General features: G+C 67.4%; 15 protein-coding genes. 8 read left to right on the top strand and 7 right to left on the bottom strand.

Annotation, left to right across the window (positions count from 1 at the left end; all coding sequences use genetic code 11):
* The first annotated feature begins 58 nt into the window (after nt 1–58).
* The 3 genes from OG326_RS39160 (at nt 59) to pth (ending at nt 2169) form a co-directional block, all read left to right on the top strand.
* Nucleotides 59–727 (top strand): lysophospholipid acyltransferase family protein, encoded by a 669-nt coding sequence (locus OG326_RS39160; protein WP_327142138.1) that lies wholly within the window; start codon nt 59–61, stop codon nt 725–727.
* A gap of 229 nt (nt 728–956) precedes the next feature.
* A complete protein-coding gene (locus OG326_RS39155; protein ID WP_327142137.1) occupies nt 957–1565 on the top strand; it encodes a 50S ribosomal protein L25/general stress protein Ctc in 609 nt (202 codons plus the stop codon).
* Nucleotides 1566–1587: 22 nt separating this feature from the next.
* Nucleotides 1588–2169, top strand: coding sequence for an aminoacyl-tRNA hydrolase (gene pth / locus OG326_RS39150; RefSeq protein ID WP_327142136.1), 582 nt, complete (start codon nt 1588–1590; stop codon nt 2167–2169).
* A 52-nt stretch (nt 2170–2221) separates the two neighbouring features.
* Here the strand turns inward: pth and OG326_RS39145 are convergent, their stop codons facing one another.
* Both OG326_RS39145 and OG326_RS39140 read right to left on the bottom strand, forming a co-directional pair.
* Entirely contained in the window at nt 2222–3868 is a 1647-nt protein-coding gene (locus tag OG326_RS39145; RefSeq protein WP_327142135.1) for a fatty acyl-AMP ligase, read from the bottom strand.
* A gap of 78 nt (nt 3869–3946) precedes the next feature.
* Entirely contained in the window at nt 3947–5119 is a 1173-nt protein-coding gene (locus OG326_RS39140) for an aminotransferase class V-fold PLP-dependent enzyme (RefSeq protein ID WP_327146730.1), read from the bottom strand.
* A gap of 189 nt (nt 5120–5308) precedes the next feature.
* Between OG326_RS39140 and egtA the strand changes: the two genes are divergently transcribed.
* The 5 genes from egtA (at nt 5309) to OG326_RS39115 (ending at nt 10261) form a co-directional block, all read left to right on the top strand.
* Nucleotides 5309–6580, top strand: a complete 1272-nt coding sequence (gene egtA, locus OG326_RS39135) for an ergothioneine biosynthesis glutamate--cysteine ligase EgtA (protein WP_442791094.1) — start codon at nt 5309–5311, stop codon at nt 6578–6580.
* 69 nt (nt 6581–6649) lie between these two features.
* Nucleotides 6650–7990: an ergothioneine biosynthesis protein EgtB gene (gene egtB / locus OG326_RS39130; protein ID WP_327142133.1), complete on the top strand. Its 1341-nt coding sequence runs from the start codon at nt 6650–6652 to the stop codon at nt 7988–7990.
* Nucleotides 7990–8790, top strand: coding sequence for an ergothioneine biosynthesis protein EgtC (egtC, locus tag OG326_RS39125; protein WP_327142132.1), 801 nt, complete (start codon nt 7990–7992; stop codon nt 8788–8790). Before egtB ends, egtC begins: the two co-directional genes overlap by 1 nt.
* The gene (gene egtD, locus OG326_RS39120) at nt 8787–9758 is read left to right on the top strand and encodes an L-histidine N(alpha)-methyltransferase (RefSeq protein WP_327142131.1); all 972 of its coding nucleotides are present in this window, start codon (nt 8787–8789) and stop codon (nt 9756–9758) included. The genes egtC and egtD overlap by 4 nt, the downstream gene beginning before the upstream one ends.
* Before the next feature lie 113 nt (nt 9759–9871).
* Entirely contained in the window at nt 9872–10261 is a 390-nt protein-coding gene (locus tag OG326_RS39115; RefSeq protein WP_327142130.1) for a hypothetical protein, read from the top strand.
* A 7-nt stretch (nt 10262–10268) separates the two neighbouring features.
* Here the strand turns inward: OG326_RS39115 and OG326_RS39110 are convergent, their stop codons facing one another.
* The 5 genes from OG326_RS39110 to glmU form a co-directional block, all read right to left on the bottom strand.
* Nucleotides 10269–10901, bottom strand: a complete 633-nt coding sequence (locus OG326_RS39110) for a DUF2461 domain-containing protein (RefSeq protein WP_327142129.1) — start codon at nt 10899–10901, stop codon at nt 10269–10271.
* A gap of 13 nt (nt 10902–10914) precedes the next feature.
* A complete protein-coding gene (locus OG326_RS39105; protein WP_327142128.1) occupies nt 10915–11685 on the bottom strand; it encodes a DUF4190 domain-containing protein in 771 nt (256 codons plus the stop codon).
* 96 nt (nt 11686–11781) lie between these two features.
* The gene (locus tag OG326_RS39100; RefSeq protein WP_327142127.1) at nt 11782–12099 is read right to left on the bottom strand and encodes a hypothetical protein; all 318 of its coding nucleotides are present in this window, start codon (nt 12097–12099) and stop codon (nt 11782–11784) included.
* A gap of 164 nt (nt 12100–12263) precedes the next feature.
* The gene (locus OG326_RS39095) at nt 12264–13244 is read right to left on the bottom strand and encodes a ribose-phosphate diphosphokinase (RefSeq protein WP_327142126.1); all 981 of its coding nucleotides are present in this window, start codon (nt 13242–13244) and stop codon (nt 12264–12266) included.
* Entirely contained in the window at nt 13241–14746 is a 1506-nt protein-coding gene (glmU, locus tag OG326_RS39090) for a bifunctional UDP-N-acetylglucosamine diphosphorylase/glucosamine-1-phosphate N-acetyltransferase GlmU (protein WP_327142125.1), read from the bottom strand. Before glmU ends, OG326_RS39095 begins: the two co-directional genes overlap by 4 nt.
* Between the last annotated feature and the right edge of the window lie 93 nt (nt 14747–14839).

Genomic DNA, 14839 nt, shown 5'->3' with positions numbered 1-14839 from the left:
ACACTGTCTACCCGCGTGGTGTAGACAGTGTCTACGAATCTTTTCGGGGAGGTAGGTCATGTCGTACTGGCTGTTGAAGCATGTGCTGGTCGGCCCGCTGCTGTGGTTGCTCGGCCGACCGAAAGTGGAAGGGCTGCAACATGTTCCAGCGGAGGGGCCGGTCATCATCGCGGCCAACCATCTGGCCGTGGTGGATTCGCTGTACCTGTGCCTGGTGCTGCCCCGGAAGGTCACCTTCATCGCCAAGCAGGAGTACTTCACCACCGGCGGGTGGCGCGGCCGGGTGAACCGCTGGGTCATGAACGCGACCGGTCAGGTGGCGGTGGATCGCACCCCGGGCAAGGCCGGCGGCGATTCGCTCACGGCGGCGGCGCGGATTCTGGAGCAGGGCGGCATCTGGGGAATCCACCCGGAGGGCACCCGATCCCCGGACGGCCGCATCTATCGCGGCCGCACCGGCGTGATCCGCGTGGCCATGCAGACCGGCGCGCCCGTGGTGCCGGTCGTGCTGTCCGGAACCGATCGGGTGAATCCGCGTGATCGCCGTTTCCTGCGTCCGGCCAAGGTGCGCATTTCGATCGGCCGCCCGCGCTACTTCCCGCCGGCCGATCGGTACGCTGTCCGGCAGGCGACCGATGAACTCATGGCCGACCTGGTTCGCCGCTCCGGCCGCCAGTATGTGGATTGCTACGCAGCCACATTCGAAAGACATGCCGAAGCCGCATAGCTCGAGGTGGGGGCTGTGTAAAGCGGTTAGGTCCGCGTGTTAGAGTCTTCGGGTTGTCTCGGCGAGGGTGCGACACCCCAAAATGTCCACCGTGATCGACGCGGCTCGGCCTCCGGTCGTCCCCTGTTCGGTCTTCGCCTATGACTAGCAGACCAATCGCGCCAGGGCGGCACTTTCCCCTGGCGAGCACGCTGACATCAGCCCGGACGAGCCGTAGGAGTAGACAGTCATGTCCGACGCCAACCTTCTGGAAGCCACCGTACGCACCGAGTTCGGTAAGGGTGCCGCGCGTCGTACCCGCCGCGACGGCAATGTGCCCGCCGTGCTGTACGGCCACAACGAAGAGCCGCAGCACCTGTCCATCAACGCCCGCGCGTTCGCCGCGGTGCTGCGTGAGCACGGCACCAACGCCATCCTGAACCTGGACATCGCGGGCACCCCGGCGCTGGCCATGACCAAGTCCGTGGTCGTGCACCCGATCCGCCGCTACATCGAGCACGCCGACCTGCTGATCGTCCGTCGTGGCGAGCGCGTCGTCGTCGATGTCCGCGTGAACCTGGTCGGCGAGGCCGCCTCGGCCACCCTGGTCACCTCGGACGTCACCGTGCTGTCCGTCGAGGCCGACGCCATGAGCCTGCCGGAATTCATCGACGTCTCCATCGAGGGCGTCGAGGCCGGCACCCAGATCAACGCCGGCGACATCACGCTGCCCGCGGGCGTCACCCTTGCCGGTGACCCGGAGGCGCTGATCGTCAACATCATCGCCGCCCCGGCCTCCGCGCAGGAGTCCGAGGATGCCGCCGCCGAGGCCAACGGCACCGCCGAAGCCGCCGAGTAATACTGCCTGCTAACGGTTTTCAATGACCGAGGCAACGGCCGGGCCCGTGCTCGTGGTCGGACTGGGTAACCCCGGACCCGAATACGAGCGCACCCGGCACAATGTCGGTTTCATGGTCGCCGATGTGCTCGCGGAGCGCGTCGGCGGCCGTTTCACCGTGCACAAGAAGTCCGGTGCGGATCTGCTGGAGGCGCGCCTGGACGGGCGCAAGGTACTGATCGCCAAGCCGCGCAGCTTCATGAACCTGTCCGGCCGCCCGGTCGCCGCACTGGCGAAATTCTTCTCGGTCCCGCCGACCGAGGTGATCGCCGTGCACGACGAGTTGGATCTGCCGTTCGGCGTGATCCGGTTGAAGCAGGGCGGCGGCGAGGGTGGGCACAATGGCCTGCGCTCCATGTCGCAGGCGCTGACCACCAAGGATTACCTGCGGGTTCGGTTCGGCATCGGGCGTCCGCCCGGCCGCCAGGACCCCGCCGACTATGTGCTGAAGCCCTTCTCCGCACCGGAGCGCAAAGAGGTTCCGGTGATCGTCGAGCAGGCCGCGGACGCGGTCGAGCTACTGCTCCGAGTCGGTCTGGAGACGGCGCAGAACCAACTGCACTGACAGGCAAACATCGTGCCCCCGTTCGGATTTCCGGACGGGGGTTCGTTCGTTTTCAGCCGAGAGTGGCCTGGGTCGCTGATCGGCGGAGTTTGCCCGAGGAGGTCTTGGGCAGGGCGCCCGGGCCGAGGATGGTGACGCTGCGGGGGCGGAAACCCACCTCGGAGAACACGGTGTGGACGATGTCGTGTTCGATGCGCCGCACCTCGTCGGGGTTCTGGAAGTCGTTGCTCTCCACCACGACCGCGAAGCTTTCGCGTTTCTGCCCCGCGTCCAAGCGCACGGCCACAGCATTGCCGGGGCGAACTCCCTTGATGCGCAAGGCGGCTCGCTCGATATCGGTGGGGTAGATATTGCGGCCGCCCATGATGATGACGTCCTTGATGCGGCCGCACACCACCACCAGTCCGGCGTCGGTGAAGTAGCCGATATCGCCGGTGTCGAGCCAGCCCTCGGCATCCAGCGTGGGCCGGAAGCCCTCGACCGTCACATAGCCGGAAGTTACTGCGGGGCCGCGTAATTCGATCACGCCGACACTGCGCACCGGGAGCGGATGCCGGTCGGCGTCGACGATCCGGCCCTCGAGATTGTCGACCAGATAGCCGAGCGTGGGCAGGCGGCGCACCGCGCCGTGATGGTGATCGGGATTCTTGACCGGCACCGCCTTGCCGAGCGCCTCGAGCAGATCGGCATCGACCACATCGAGTATCTGCCCGAGCCCCGGATCCGGAATGGACACGGCCAGAGTCGTTTCGGCCATACCGTAGACAGGCGTGAGCGCCATCGGGTTGAGCCCGAAGCGTTTTCCGGCGTCGGCGAGCGCCTCCATGGTGTCGGCGTCGACCGGTTCCGCACCGTTCCACATGTACCGGACGCTGCTCAGATCGAGGGCGCCCTCCTCGGCGTTGCGGAGCCTGCGGGCGAGTAGCGAGTACGCGAAATTCGGTGCGGCCGTGACGGTTCCGCGATACTTCGAAATGAGTTCGGCCCACAGGATCGGCCGCACGAGGAAGTCCAGCGGCGTCACGCACACCACTTCCGCGCCGAGGTGCATCGGCACGCTCAGAAATCCGATCATGCCCATATCGTGGAAGAGCGGCAGCCAGCTGATCATCACATCGTCGTCGAGCTGGAACTTCACCCGATCGAACATGGCGTAGGCATTGACGAAGAAATTGCCGTGCGTGATCCGCACCGCCTTCGGCGATCCCGTGGACCCGGATGTCAACTGCTGCAGGGCGATATCGGCCTCGCCGGTCGGCAGCGGTGCGATATCGCGCCCGCCGCGCATCTGATCGATGGTCACCACCGCGATACCGCGCTCGGCCAGCAGCGGGGCCGCCGCCTCGAAGGGCGCGCCCAGCACCACGGCCTGCGCGTCGATCATGCGCAGCACGGTTTCGGTGTCGTGCGCCCACATGAGCAGATCGGTCCGCGGCGTGGGCTGATGCAGCATGGTGATCGAGGCGCCGCGCATCCACACGGCCTGGCAGGCGGGCGCGATATCCACCGGCATTCCGGCGAGCACGCCCACCGCATCCCCGTGCCCGATGCCGGCGTCCGCCAGCCCGCCGGCCATCTGCCGGGCGATCGTGTGGATCTCGCCCCACGTCTGCCGCAGTGGCGAGTCCGGCTCCCCGGTCACCAGCCCGTGCCCGGATGTTCGCGCCGTCGCATACATTTCGTCGGTGAAGCGGCTCACGATCGACTCCTCAAACGCTGGCCAACACCTCAACTATCCCGCCGCCGCGCCGCCCTGTTAACCGTTTCGCGATGTTGCTCAGTGAAGTGCGGTCACGACGTCGGCGAAGCGATCGAGATCGTCGAAGCTGACGAAGGCGTGGGGTGAGGCGCGCACCACCGAGTCGAGCTCGCGGGCGGTCATATCCAGCAGCGTGGAGGAGGCCTGGCTGACCGTCACGATGATGGATTCGGCGGCGAGGCGATTGCGGACCTCGGCGGTGCCGACACCGTCCACGGTGAAGGAGACGATGCCCGCGTGCTGGGTGCCGCGGTCGCGCACGGTGACGCGGGGGATCGCCTGCAGCAGTTTGCGCAGGTACTCCGCGCGCTCGGCGATCGCCGCGTAGATCTCGGCGGGCCCGGCGTCGAGCAGATAGCGCACGGCCGCGCCCAGCCCGAGGCGTCCGGCGACATCGCACTCCCAGAATTCGAAGCGCTCGGCGGCCGGGGCGAGGGTGTATTCGGCGGGCCCGGTCCATACCGCGCTGTGCAGATCGAGGCGGCCGGGTTCCGTGGTCGCGGCCAGTTCGGGACGCACGTAGAGGAAGCCGGTGCCGCGTGCCCCGCGCAGCCATTTGCGACCGGTCGCGGACAGCGCGTCCACGCCGAGCTCCGTGACATCCAGGGGCAGCTGACCCGCCGACTGGCAGGCGTCGAGCAATACCAGCGCTCCCGCGCGCCGGGCGATCTGCGCGGCCTCGGCGACCGGATTCACCAGGCCGCCGTTGGTCGGAACATGTACCAGCGAGACGAGTTTCACCCGTTCGTCGACCATGGATTCCAGCGCGTCCAGATCGAGTTGCCCGCTGCTGTCGCTGGGAATCGTCTCGACGACGGCCCCCGTCTGCCGGGCGCGCTGCAGGGCGGCGATGGCATTGCTGGCGTAGTCGGCGCCCGAGATGAGAATCCGGTCGCCGGGCCGCAGTGGCACCGAGTAGAAGAAATCACTCCACGATCGGCTGGCGCTGTCGCTGAGCGCGATGGAGCTCGCATCGGCATTGAGCAGTTGCCCGATCGAGGTCTTCACGGCGTGCAGATCGTCGAGCCGCTCGTTGGCGGCGCGATAGCCACCGATCTCGGCCTCCCGCCGCAGATGCGCGATGGCGGTCTCCACGACGATCCGCGGAGGCAGTGAGGAGCCTGCGCTGTCGAGAAAAATTTGACCTTCGCAACCGGGGGTATCGGCGCGTAACCGGGCGATGTTCACCATGGGAACGACCATATCGGTTGGTGTGTTCTCCATTTCGTCAGATTTGTTGTCGGTATTCATCGCTACTCTGGTCTGATCGCCCTGCGCATCGGGCGGTGCCGGATCGGGCGAGCGGAGGTTGGCATGGTGGTTACGACGTCCCGCACCGATTTGCCGCGAGTTGCCGGGCGTGCGGTTCAGCCCGGCGCCGTGCAGACGGGCCGCGCCGAACTGGCGCCGGGAAATGAGTTCTCCACTCGGGCCGCGGCCGAGGCGTACATCGGAAAAGTCTGTTTCAAACAGGGCCCGCCGATGCTCATCGGCGCCGAACTCGAGTGGCTTACCGCGCAGGGAGAGCCGTCGGCGTCCGCCCCGCGTCCGCAGCTGACTGTGCTGGCAGACGCGCTGGGATCCTATGCGCCACAGTCCATTTCTCCTGATTCCCCGGCCGATCCGCTGCCGGGAGGCAGCCGGGTCACCCTCGAGCCCGGCGGTCAGATCGAACTCTCCAGCGCCCCGTTCGGCACCGCCGCCGAATTGTGTGAGCGCCTGCTGGCCGATACCGGCCGCCTACGGGAGCTGCTCGATACCCGCGATATCCACATCATCTCCGCTTCCGCCGATCCGGTGCGCAGCCCGCAGCGCCTGCTCCAACTGCCGCGCTATCGCGCCATGGAATCCTCGTTCGCCGGTATCGGCCCGTTCGGTGCGCTGATGATGTGCAATACCGCCGCTGCCCAGGTGAGCGTGGATGCCGGGGTGGATGCCGCCGATATCGCGGCCCGCTGGACCGCCCTCTATGCCATCGGCCCGGCCCTGCTGGCCGCTTTCGCCTGCTCCCCGGACCTCAGTGGCGCGCCCCCCGGCACCTGGGCCTCCCAGCGCATGCGTACCTGGCTCCGATTGGACCATCTGCGCACCCGGCCACCCGTGCACGACTGGTCCGACCCGATCACCGGTTACGCCCGCTGGGCGCTCGATGTGCCACTGCTGTGCGTACGACCCGAAAGCGCGGGGGTGGTGGACTGGACGGCTCCGCCCGGCGCCACCTTCGCGGACTGGCTGTGCGGCGCCCTCGACGAAGAGATCGGCCGCCGGCCCACTCGCGACGATCTCGACTATCACCTGACGACGGTCTTTCCGCCGGTCCGCGCCTCGGGGCATCTGGAGGTCCGCTACCTGGACGCCCAGCCGGGCAATACCTGGACGGTCCCGGTGCATGCCATCGACGCCCTGGTCTCCGCGCCCGCCGTGGTGGCGGAGGCGACGGCGCTGGCGGGTTCGACGGCCGGCCGCTGGTCCGAGGCCGCTCGCTACGGACTGGCCGATCCCGAAATCCGCACGGCCGCAGTGGCTCTCCTGGAGCTTGCCACCGCGCATGCCGCAACCCCGGTTGCCGCAGCGGAATTGGCCGCCGCCGCGGCGCGTTGCCGCGAGGGACACGCGCCCACGGCCTTTCTCGAATCCGGGGGTGGCGCATGAGTTCGCAGCCTGCCGCCGGTTTCGCGGAAAGCCACCGCCTGCTCGACTTCTCGAATTCGGAGTTCTCTCATGACTGTTCAGCTATCGGGTACTGACCGGGCCGAGACGGATCGGCTGCGGGAGCGGATCGCGCAGGTGCTGGAGCGGGCGCGGCGGCGTACGGCCGGGCTCACCGATTGCCTGGACGAGGCCGAACTGGTGGCGCAGCATTCGCGGATCATGAGCCCGCTGGTGTGGGATCTCGCGCATATCGGCAATCAGGAAGAACTCTGGCTGGTGCGGGACGTGGGCGGCCGCGAGGCCGTGCGCGCCGATATCGACGAGCTGTACGACGCGTTCAAACACGCACGCGCGAATCGGCCCGCGCTGCCGCTGCTGAATCCGGCGCAGGCCAAGCGGTACGTCGGTCAGGTGCGGGGCAAGGTGTGGGATGTGCTGGAGCACAGCCCCTTACGCGGTGATGCGCTGGTGGCGGACGGTTTCGCCTTCGGCATGATCGCGCAGCACGAGCAGCAGCATGACGAAACCATGCTCGCGACCCATCAGTTGCGGCAGGGCGAAGCGGTGCTGTCGGCGCCCGCCGCTCCGGTGGTGAGCACCCCCGTGCGCGGCGAAGTCGTCATTGCCGCAGGCGAATTCACCATGGGCACCGACGGCGATCCGTGGGCGCTGGACAATGAGCGCCCCGCACACCCCGTCGAGGTGCCCGCCTTCGCCATCGATACCGCTCCCGTCACCAATGAGCAGTACCTCGAATTCATGGCGGACGGCGGCTACGACCGTCCCGAGCTCTGGTCCGAAGCGGGCTGGGCGCACCGCCGCGAGGCCGGTCTGATCTGCCCGCAATTCTGGGAGCGGGACGGCGGCGGCCGTTGGTGGCGCCGGGTTTTCGGTGTCATGCAGCCCGTTCGCCCGCATCAGCCGGTGGTGCACGTCTGCTGGTTCGAGGCCGAGGCCTACGCCACCTGGGCGGGCAAACGCCTGCCGACCGAGGCGGAATGGGAGAAGGCGGCCCGCTTCGATCCGGCCACCGGCCGCTCCCGCCGCTACCCCTGGGGTGATGCCGATCCGGCCGCCGATACCGCGAATCTCGGTCAGCGGCACCTGGAACCGGCGGATGCGGGCGCGTATCCGGCGGGTGCGTCACCGCAGGGTGTGCACCAGCTGATCGGCGATGTCTGGGAGTGGACCTCCTCGGGTTTCACGCCCTACCCGGGCTTCCGGCCCTTCCCCTACCGGGAATACTCCGAGGTCTTCTTCGGCGGCGACTATCGAGTCCTGCGCGGCGGTTCCTTCGGCGCGGACGATGTCGCCTGCCGTGCCACCTTCCGCAATTGGGACCACCCCATCCGCCGCCAGATCTTCGCCGGCTTCCGCCTGGCCAGAGACCTCCGCCCGGAGGACCTCTGATGTGCCGCCACCTCGCCTACCTGGGCCCGCCGGTTCCCGTGGGAGACATCCTCACTCGCGGTCCGCACTCCCTCCGCACCCAATCCTGGGCCCCGCGCGATATGCGCGGCGGCGGCACCATCAATGCCGACGGCTTCGGCGTCGCCTGGTGGATTCCCGCCCCCGCCGCCGCGCACCCCGTCGCGTCGCGCTACCGCAATGCGGCCCCGATCTGGACCGATCCCGCGGTGGACGAGGTGCTGCCGCAACTGCATTCGTCGGCGGTCCTTGCCGCAGTCCGTTCCGCCACGGTGGGCCTGCCGGTGGAGCAGGCGGCGTGCGCGCCGTTCACCCACGGCCGCTGGGCTTTCAGCCATAACGGCGCGATCCCGGACTGGCGATTCGCCCTCACCGCCGTTGCCGCCCAATTGGATTCACGCGACCTGCTGGAGGCCGAGTCGCTCACGGACTCGGCCCTGCTCTGGGTGATCCTGCGCGGTCTGCTGGAGAACGGGCCGCCCTCGTCCGGCTCGTTCACCGGGCCGGAGGATGCGCTGACCGCGGTGGTGCGGGCGGTGTTCGAGCGCTCGCCGCGGGCGCGGTTGAACCTTTTGCTGGGGGACGGGGAAACGGTGTGGGCCACCACCTGGCAGCACGCGCTGTCGGTGCTGGTGGCCGATGACTTCGCGGTGGTCGCCTCGGAGCCGTACGACGATGATCCGCGCTGGCAGTCGATCGATGATCGGCAATTGGTGGTGGTGCGGCCGGGGCGGCTGACGGTGAAACCGCTGGATTTCGAACATGGAAGGACTTCTCGATGACTTCGGCGACGCTGGAGATCCATTTGACCGACGACGATCTGACCGCGGGTTTGCGATCGGATGTGCGCCGCGGGCTGACGGCGGAACCGAAATGGTTGCCGCCCAAGTGGTTTTACGACGCGCGGGGCAGTGAACTGTTCGAGCAGATCACGCAGCTGCCCGAGTACTACCCGACGCGGACCGAACGCGCGCTGCTGGAGCAGGTGGTCGGGGAGATCGCCAAGATCGCCCAGGCCGAGGTGCTGGTGGAGCTCGGCGCCGGATCGGCCGCCAAGACCCGGCTGCTGCTGGAGGCGCTCACGGCCGAGGGGCCGCTGAAAACCTATGTGCCGCAGGATGTGTCGGTGGCCGCACTGAGCGCTTCGGCGAACGAGGTGGCCACCGAGTTCCCGGGCCTGAGCGTGCACGGGGTGGTCAGCGATTTCACCGCCACGCTGGACAATCTGCCGCGCGGCGGCCGCCGCATGATCGCCTTCCTCGGCGGCACCATCGGCAATCTGGTTCCGGCGGAACGCGCGCAGTTCCTGGCCGATGTGCACGATGTGCTGGAGCCGGGCGAGCAGCTGCTGCTCGGCGCCGGTCTGGTCATCGATCCGGCGGTGCTGGTGCCCGCCTACGACGATGCCGCCGGAGTCACCGCGGAATTCAATCGCAATGTGCTGCATGTGCTCAACGCCCGCCTCGGCGCGGATTTCGTCCCGGAGAAGTTCGCGCATGTGGCGCTCTGGGATGCCGAGAACGAGTGGATCGAAATGCGCCTGGAGGCCACCGAGGCCGTGTCCGTCACCATCGCGGATCTGGATCTGTCGGTGGATTTCGCGGCCGGTGAGCAATTGCGCACCGAGATCTCCGCGAAGTTCCGCCGTGACGGTCTCGAGAACGAGCTCGCCGCAGCGGGTTTCGCGACCGAGCGCAGGTGGACCGACCCGCAGGAGCGCTTCGCCCTCTGGCTGGCAGAGCGCCGCTAACAGTGATGTCCGGGGCCGCGATATTCCAGCTGTGATACGTCAGGCTGTGATACCTCAATAAACAGTCAATTCCGGCAATAGCGGCGGTAGTCGCGTCATAGGATCAGAAACCAGTGAAGCCGTGGGAGATTTTCGGCCTCGTCCTTGGCGTCGCGGCCTTCTGTATCGTGCTGCCGCCATTGCTGGGCTGGAGCCGGGACCGCCTGTGGTTTCTGGGCGGCCTGCTCCTGCTGACCGGGGCGGTGGCACTGCTGTTCCTGCCGCTACCGCACCCCGCCGGCAGTGTCGACTGCGGCACCGTCATCAGCCCGCGCCACGAATGGACCGGTTCCCAGCTCTGCTTCGAACCCGGTTGCACCGCACCCGATTTCCACATTCACTGCGACCGCAATACCACCGCTCGCCTGGAGACCATCGGCGTGGTCGCGGCCGCCGCTCTCATGACCCTGGCGCTGAGCAGCCGCACGCTGCGGCGGCCGCTGCGCAGATCTGCTCCGGACTGACAGTCGCTCAACCGGTTACGGCGGCAAGCCACTCGGCTGCGGGCCGCAGTTCTTCCCACGCCTTGCGGATCTCCACGGCCGCGCGCGGCTTCTCCAGCCACGCCGGTGCGCCGAAATCCCTACTGAGGGTGAGGGATTTGTGCCGGAGCAGTTCGATGCGCGGATGGTCGGCCGGATAACCCTTGGGCCGTGTGACCAGCCGGTCGCCGCCCAGGGTGTATCCGGCGGCGGTCAGCCCGGCCAGCAGGTTCTCCAACTCGGTCCCGCGCACCTCGTTGTCGATGGCGGTGCGCAACTGGGCGAGTTGCGCGGGCGTCGGTCCGTAGAGCCCCACGGCGATGAACAGTCCGGCCGCGCCGATCTGCACATAGAACCCGGCACCGGCCGAGGTGTGCACCACCGCGCCCTGATGATTCTTGTAGGGGGTCTTGTCTTTCGAGAACCTGACATCCCGATACGGCCGGAACATCTTGGCGGGCCCGAAGTCGGGCTCCAGCTCGGACATCAAGGCCTGCATGGGATCTCGGACCGAGGTCTCCCAGACCCGCTTGTGCGCGGTCCAGAACGCCTTGGAGTTGTCGGCCTCGAGATCTTCGTAGAAGTCGAGGCCGGTCAGGGGGAATCCGGTGAACTGTGGCACTGCTGTTGCGCTCCTACGACGATGATGTGCCGACGGCCACGACCATGATCAGGAAGTAGAGGATGTAGAGCACGATCACGCCGACGCCGACCCAGATGGCCGCCAGCGCCATACCGCGTCCCTGCTGCCCGGACTGCTTGATCTGGTTCAGCGCCACCACACCCAGGATGATCCCGATGACCGAGCCGATACCGCAGGTGACGAAGCCGACCAGCGAGGTGATGAGCCCGCCGATGGCCAGACCGTTGGTGCTCGCCGGCTGTGCGTATCCCATCGGCGGATATCCGGGCTGACCGTAGGGCTGGCCGTACGGCTGCTGCGCATAGGGCTGCTGGCCATAGGGCTGCTGCTGACCGTACTGCTGCTGCGGATAGGGCTGCTGGCCGTAAGGCGGCTGCCCACCGGGGTATCCGCCCTGGTCACCGGTCGGATAACCACCTTGCGGCTGCCCGCCCATCGGCGGATAGCCGGGCACCCCGCCGGCCGGGTAGGCATCGCCCTGCGGATAGGCCTGCGCGGGCGGATACTGCATCGGCGGCACGTCCGAACCCGCTGTGCCCGGGTGGTACTGGGTGATCGGCGGCGCATCCTGCGCGGGCGCGCCGGGGTTGTACCGGGTGGTCGCGGCGTCCTGCCCCCAGGCGCCGGGGTTGTACTCGGTGGCCGCCGGATCCTGCGGCTGCTCGGCTGCCGCGGCGTCCTGTCCGGAAGTGCCCTCGGGCTTCTTCTTGAACATGTCGCCCGGGTCGGCGCCGGCGTGCGGTTCGTTCGGCGGCGTGCTCATGTCGCGCCCTTCTCGATGGGTGGTGTCGGACCGTCCCCATGGGTATCACAATGGCGGGCCGATGCGTAAACACGCACCGGTCCGCGGCGGAACGTGTCAGTCCCGGGGTTCGTCGACGATTTCCATGGCGGCGACTTCGGCGGGCCGGTCGTCCTCCGCCTTGTATTCATCACGCTGCCGGCGGCGGGTCCACTCCTGGTCGAGTTCCTCTCCGATGCCCAGGCGCCCGGTGTCGTCGTTCTCGCGGTTGCGGATGATGAGGTCCTCCGGTGGGTCGGCAATGGCCCGCTCGTATTCGCGGACCTCGTCGGCCTGATCGTCGTCGCCCATGTCGTAGTCGAGATCCTCGACGTCATCGGTGTCGAGCACCTCGTCGATGAGCTGGTCTTCATCATCGTTGCGCCGGTCGTCCATACGGAAACCACACCTCTCCGCGCTTCAGCGCACCTTTAGCAAACCCGCGTGACTTCGAGTCAACGCTACCGCTGCGCCGGGGAGGGGGCACCCATTGCGCCACCCATATATACGAACGCGCCCCTCCCGAATCGGAAGGGGCGCGTTGCGCAAGCGTCGAAGTGCTATGCGTTGCCGTTGAAAAGGCCGGTGACCGAACCGTTTTCGAAGACCTCGCGAATGGTCTGCGCCAGCAGCGGCGCGATCGACAGCACGGTCAGCGACGGGAACTTCTTGGCCTCGTCGATCGGCAGCGTATTGGTGACCACCACTTCCTTGGCGCCGCAGTTCGCCAGCCGCTCGGCGGCCGGGGCGCTGAGGATGCCGTGGGTGGCGGCGATGACCACATCGCCCGCGCCCGCCTCCTTGAGCACCTTGACGGCGCCGGCGATGGTGCCACCGGTGTCGATCATGTCGTCGATCAGGATGCAGGTGCGACCCTCGACCTCACCGACCACGCGATTGGCCACAACCTGGTTGGCCACCAGCGGATCCCGCGTCTTGTGGATGAACGCCAGCGGCGCGTCCGACAGCGAGTTGGCCCACTTCTCGGCGACCTTCACACGACCGGCATCCGGCGAGACCACGGCGATATTGTCGAGCGCGTAGTTATTGCGAATGTGCTCGGCCAGCTGCACCTGTGCGTGCATGTGGTCGACCGGGCCGTCGAAGAAGCCCTGGATCTGATCGGTGTGCAGATCGACGGTAATGATGCGATCGACACCCGCGGTCTTGAGCAGATCCGCGATCAGGCGAGCCGAGATGGGCTCACGACCGCGGTGCTTCTTGTCCTGGCGGGCGTACGGGTAGAAGGGCAGCACCGAGGTGATGCGCTTGGCCGAACCGCGCTTGAGTGCGTCGATCATGATGAGGTGCTCCATGACCCACTGGTTCAGCGGGGCCGGGAAGCTCTGCAGCACGAAGGCATCGGAGCCGCGGACCGATTCCTCGAACCGGACGAAGGTCTCGCCGTTCGCGAAGTCGCGCGCGGTCTGCGGGGTCACATGGACATTGAGTTCCTTGGCCACCGCCTCGGCGAGCTCAGGATGAGCGCGTCCCGAGAACAGCATCAGATTCTTGTGGTTTTCGGTAGAGAACGCGGTCACGGACGTTCGCCATCCTTTTGCTCGTCGGATATCTCATCGGCCTCCAGGGCCGCTTTCTCACTTGCCGCGATGGCAGCCTCGGCCGCCAGGGCGGCATCGGTACCGGGGCGATTGCGCTGCACCCAGCCCTCGAGATTTCGTTGCGCTCCGCCCGACACCGCAAGCGCACCTGGCGGAACGTTTCTGCGCAGTACAGTACCTGCTGCCGTATACACCCCGTCACCCACGGTGAGCGGGGCGACGAACATGGTGTCGCTGCCCGTGCGCACATGCGAACCGACTACGGTGTGGTGCTTCTTCACGCCGTCGTAGTTGACGAAAACACTCGACGCGCCAATATTGCTGTGCTCGCCGATGGTGGCGTCACCCACGTAGGTGAGGTGCGGGACCTTGGAGTGCGCGCCGATATTCGCGTTCTTGGTCTCGACGAACGCCCCGAGCTTGCCGGAGTCGCCGACCACGGTGCCCGGGCGCAGATAACTGAACGGTCCGATGGTGGAGCCGGGTCCGATGGTGGCCCGCTCGCCGTGCGTGCGCACCACGTGGGCGCCGTCGCCGACCAGCACATCGGTGAGCGTGCAGTCCGGGCCGACCTCGGCGTCCTCGCCGATCACGGTGCCGCCCAACAGTTGTACGCCCGGCCGGATGATCGCGTCGCGGCCGATGCGCACCTCGCCGTCGATCCAGGTGGTGCCCGGATCCATGATGGTGACCCCGGCGCGCATGTGCCGCTCCAGGATGTAGCGATTGAGCGTGGCGGCCGCACCGGCCAGCTGCACCCGATCGTTGACGCCGGTGACCTTGGCGGAATCGACCAGGCGCGCACCGTGCACCGGATGCCCGGCCTCGCGGGCCAGCTTCAGCACATCGGTGAGGTACAGCTCGTGCTGGGCGTTGGCAGTGGTCAACTGGGAGATCATGATTCGCAGCACGGCCGCGTCGAAGACGTACACACCGGAGTTGACCTCGGTGATGCCGGCCTGCAGCGGAGTCGCGTCGGCGTGCTCGACGATCTCGAGCACGTGATTGTGCGTATCGCGGATGATGCGGCCGTAGCCGTTCGGATCATCGGGCTCGAAGGTCAGCACCGTGACCGCGGATCGCTCCGGATAGCTGCGGTGCTCGTCGAGCAGTGCGGAGACCGTATGCCCGTCCAGCAGAGGCACATCCGCGGAGGTGACCAATAGGTCCCCGTCGAAATCTTCGGGCACGGCGGTGAGTGCGCACTGCACCGCGTGCCCGGTGCCGAGCTGTTCCTCCTGGACCGCCAGGGTGATGTCCCGGCCGAGGTCGGCGGCGACCTTGCCGACGGCCGCACCGACCTGTTCGCGGTCGTGGCCAACCACCGTGATGAGGAACGCTGGGTCGATCTCGTTCGCCGCATGCAACGCGTGAGCGAGCATGCTGCGGCCGGCAAGTGGGTGCAACACCTTGGGGGTCTTGGACCGCATTCGGGTTCCGGCTCCGGCGGCGAGAACGACGACGGCGGTCTGCTGTGGCATGGATCTCCCTCGGCTGCGCGTCATCGTGCTGAGTTCTTTGGTTGCGCTGGGCCACAGTTGTGCTGCGTCAGCGATGTGCGGGGCCAACCATAG

Origin of the sequence: Nocardia sp. NBC_01327, assembly GCF_035958815.1 — a bacterium.
GTDB lineage: Bacteria > Actinomycetota > Actinomycetes > Mycobacteriales > Mycobacteriaceae > Nocardia.
The sequence above is the reverse complement of the archived record's forward strand: the minus strand, read 5'-3'. Positions and strand labels throughout refer to the sequence as shown.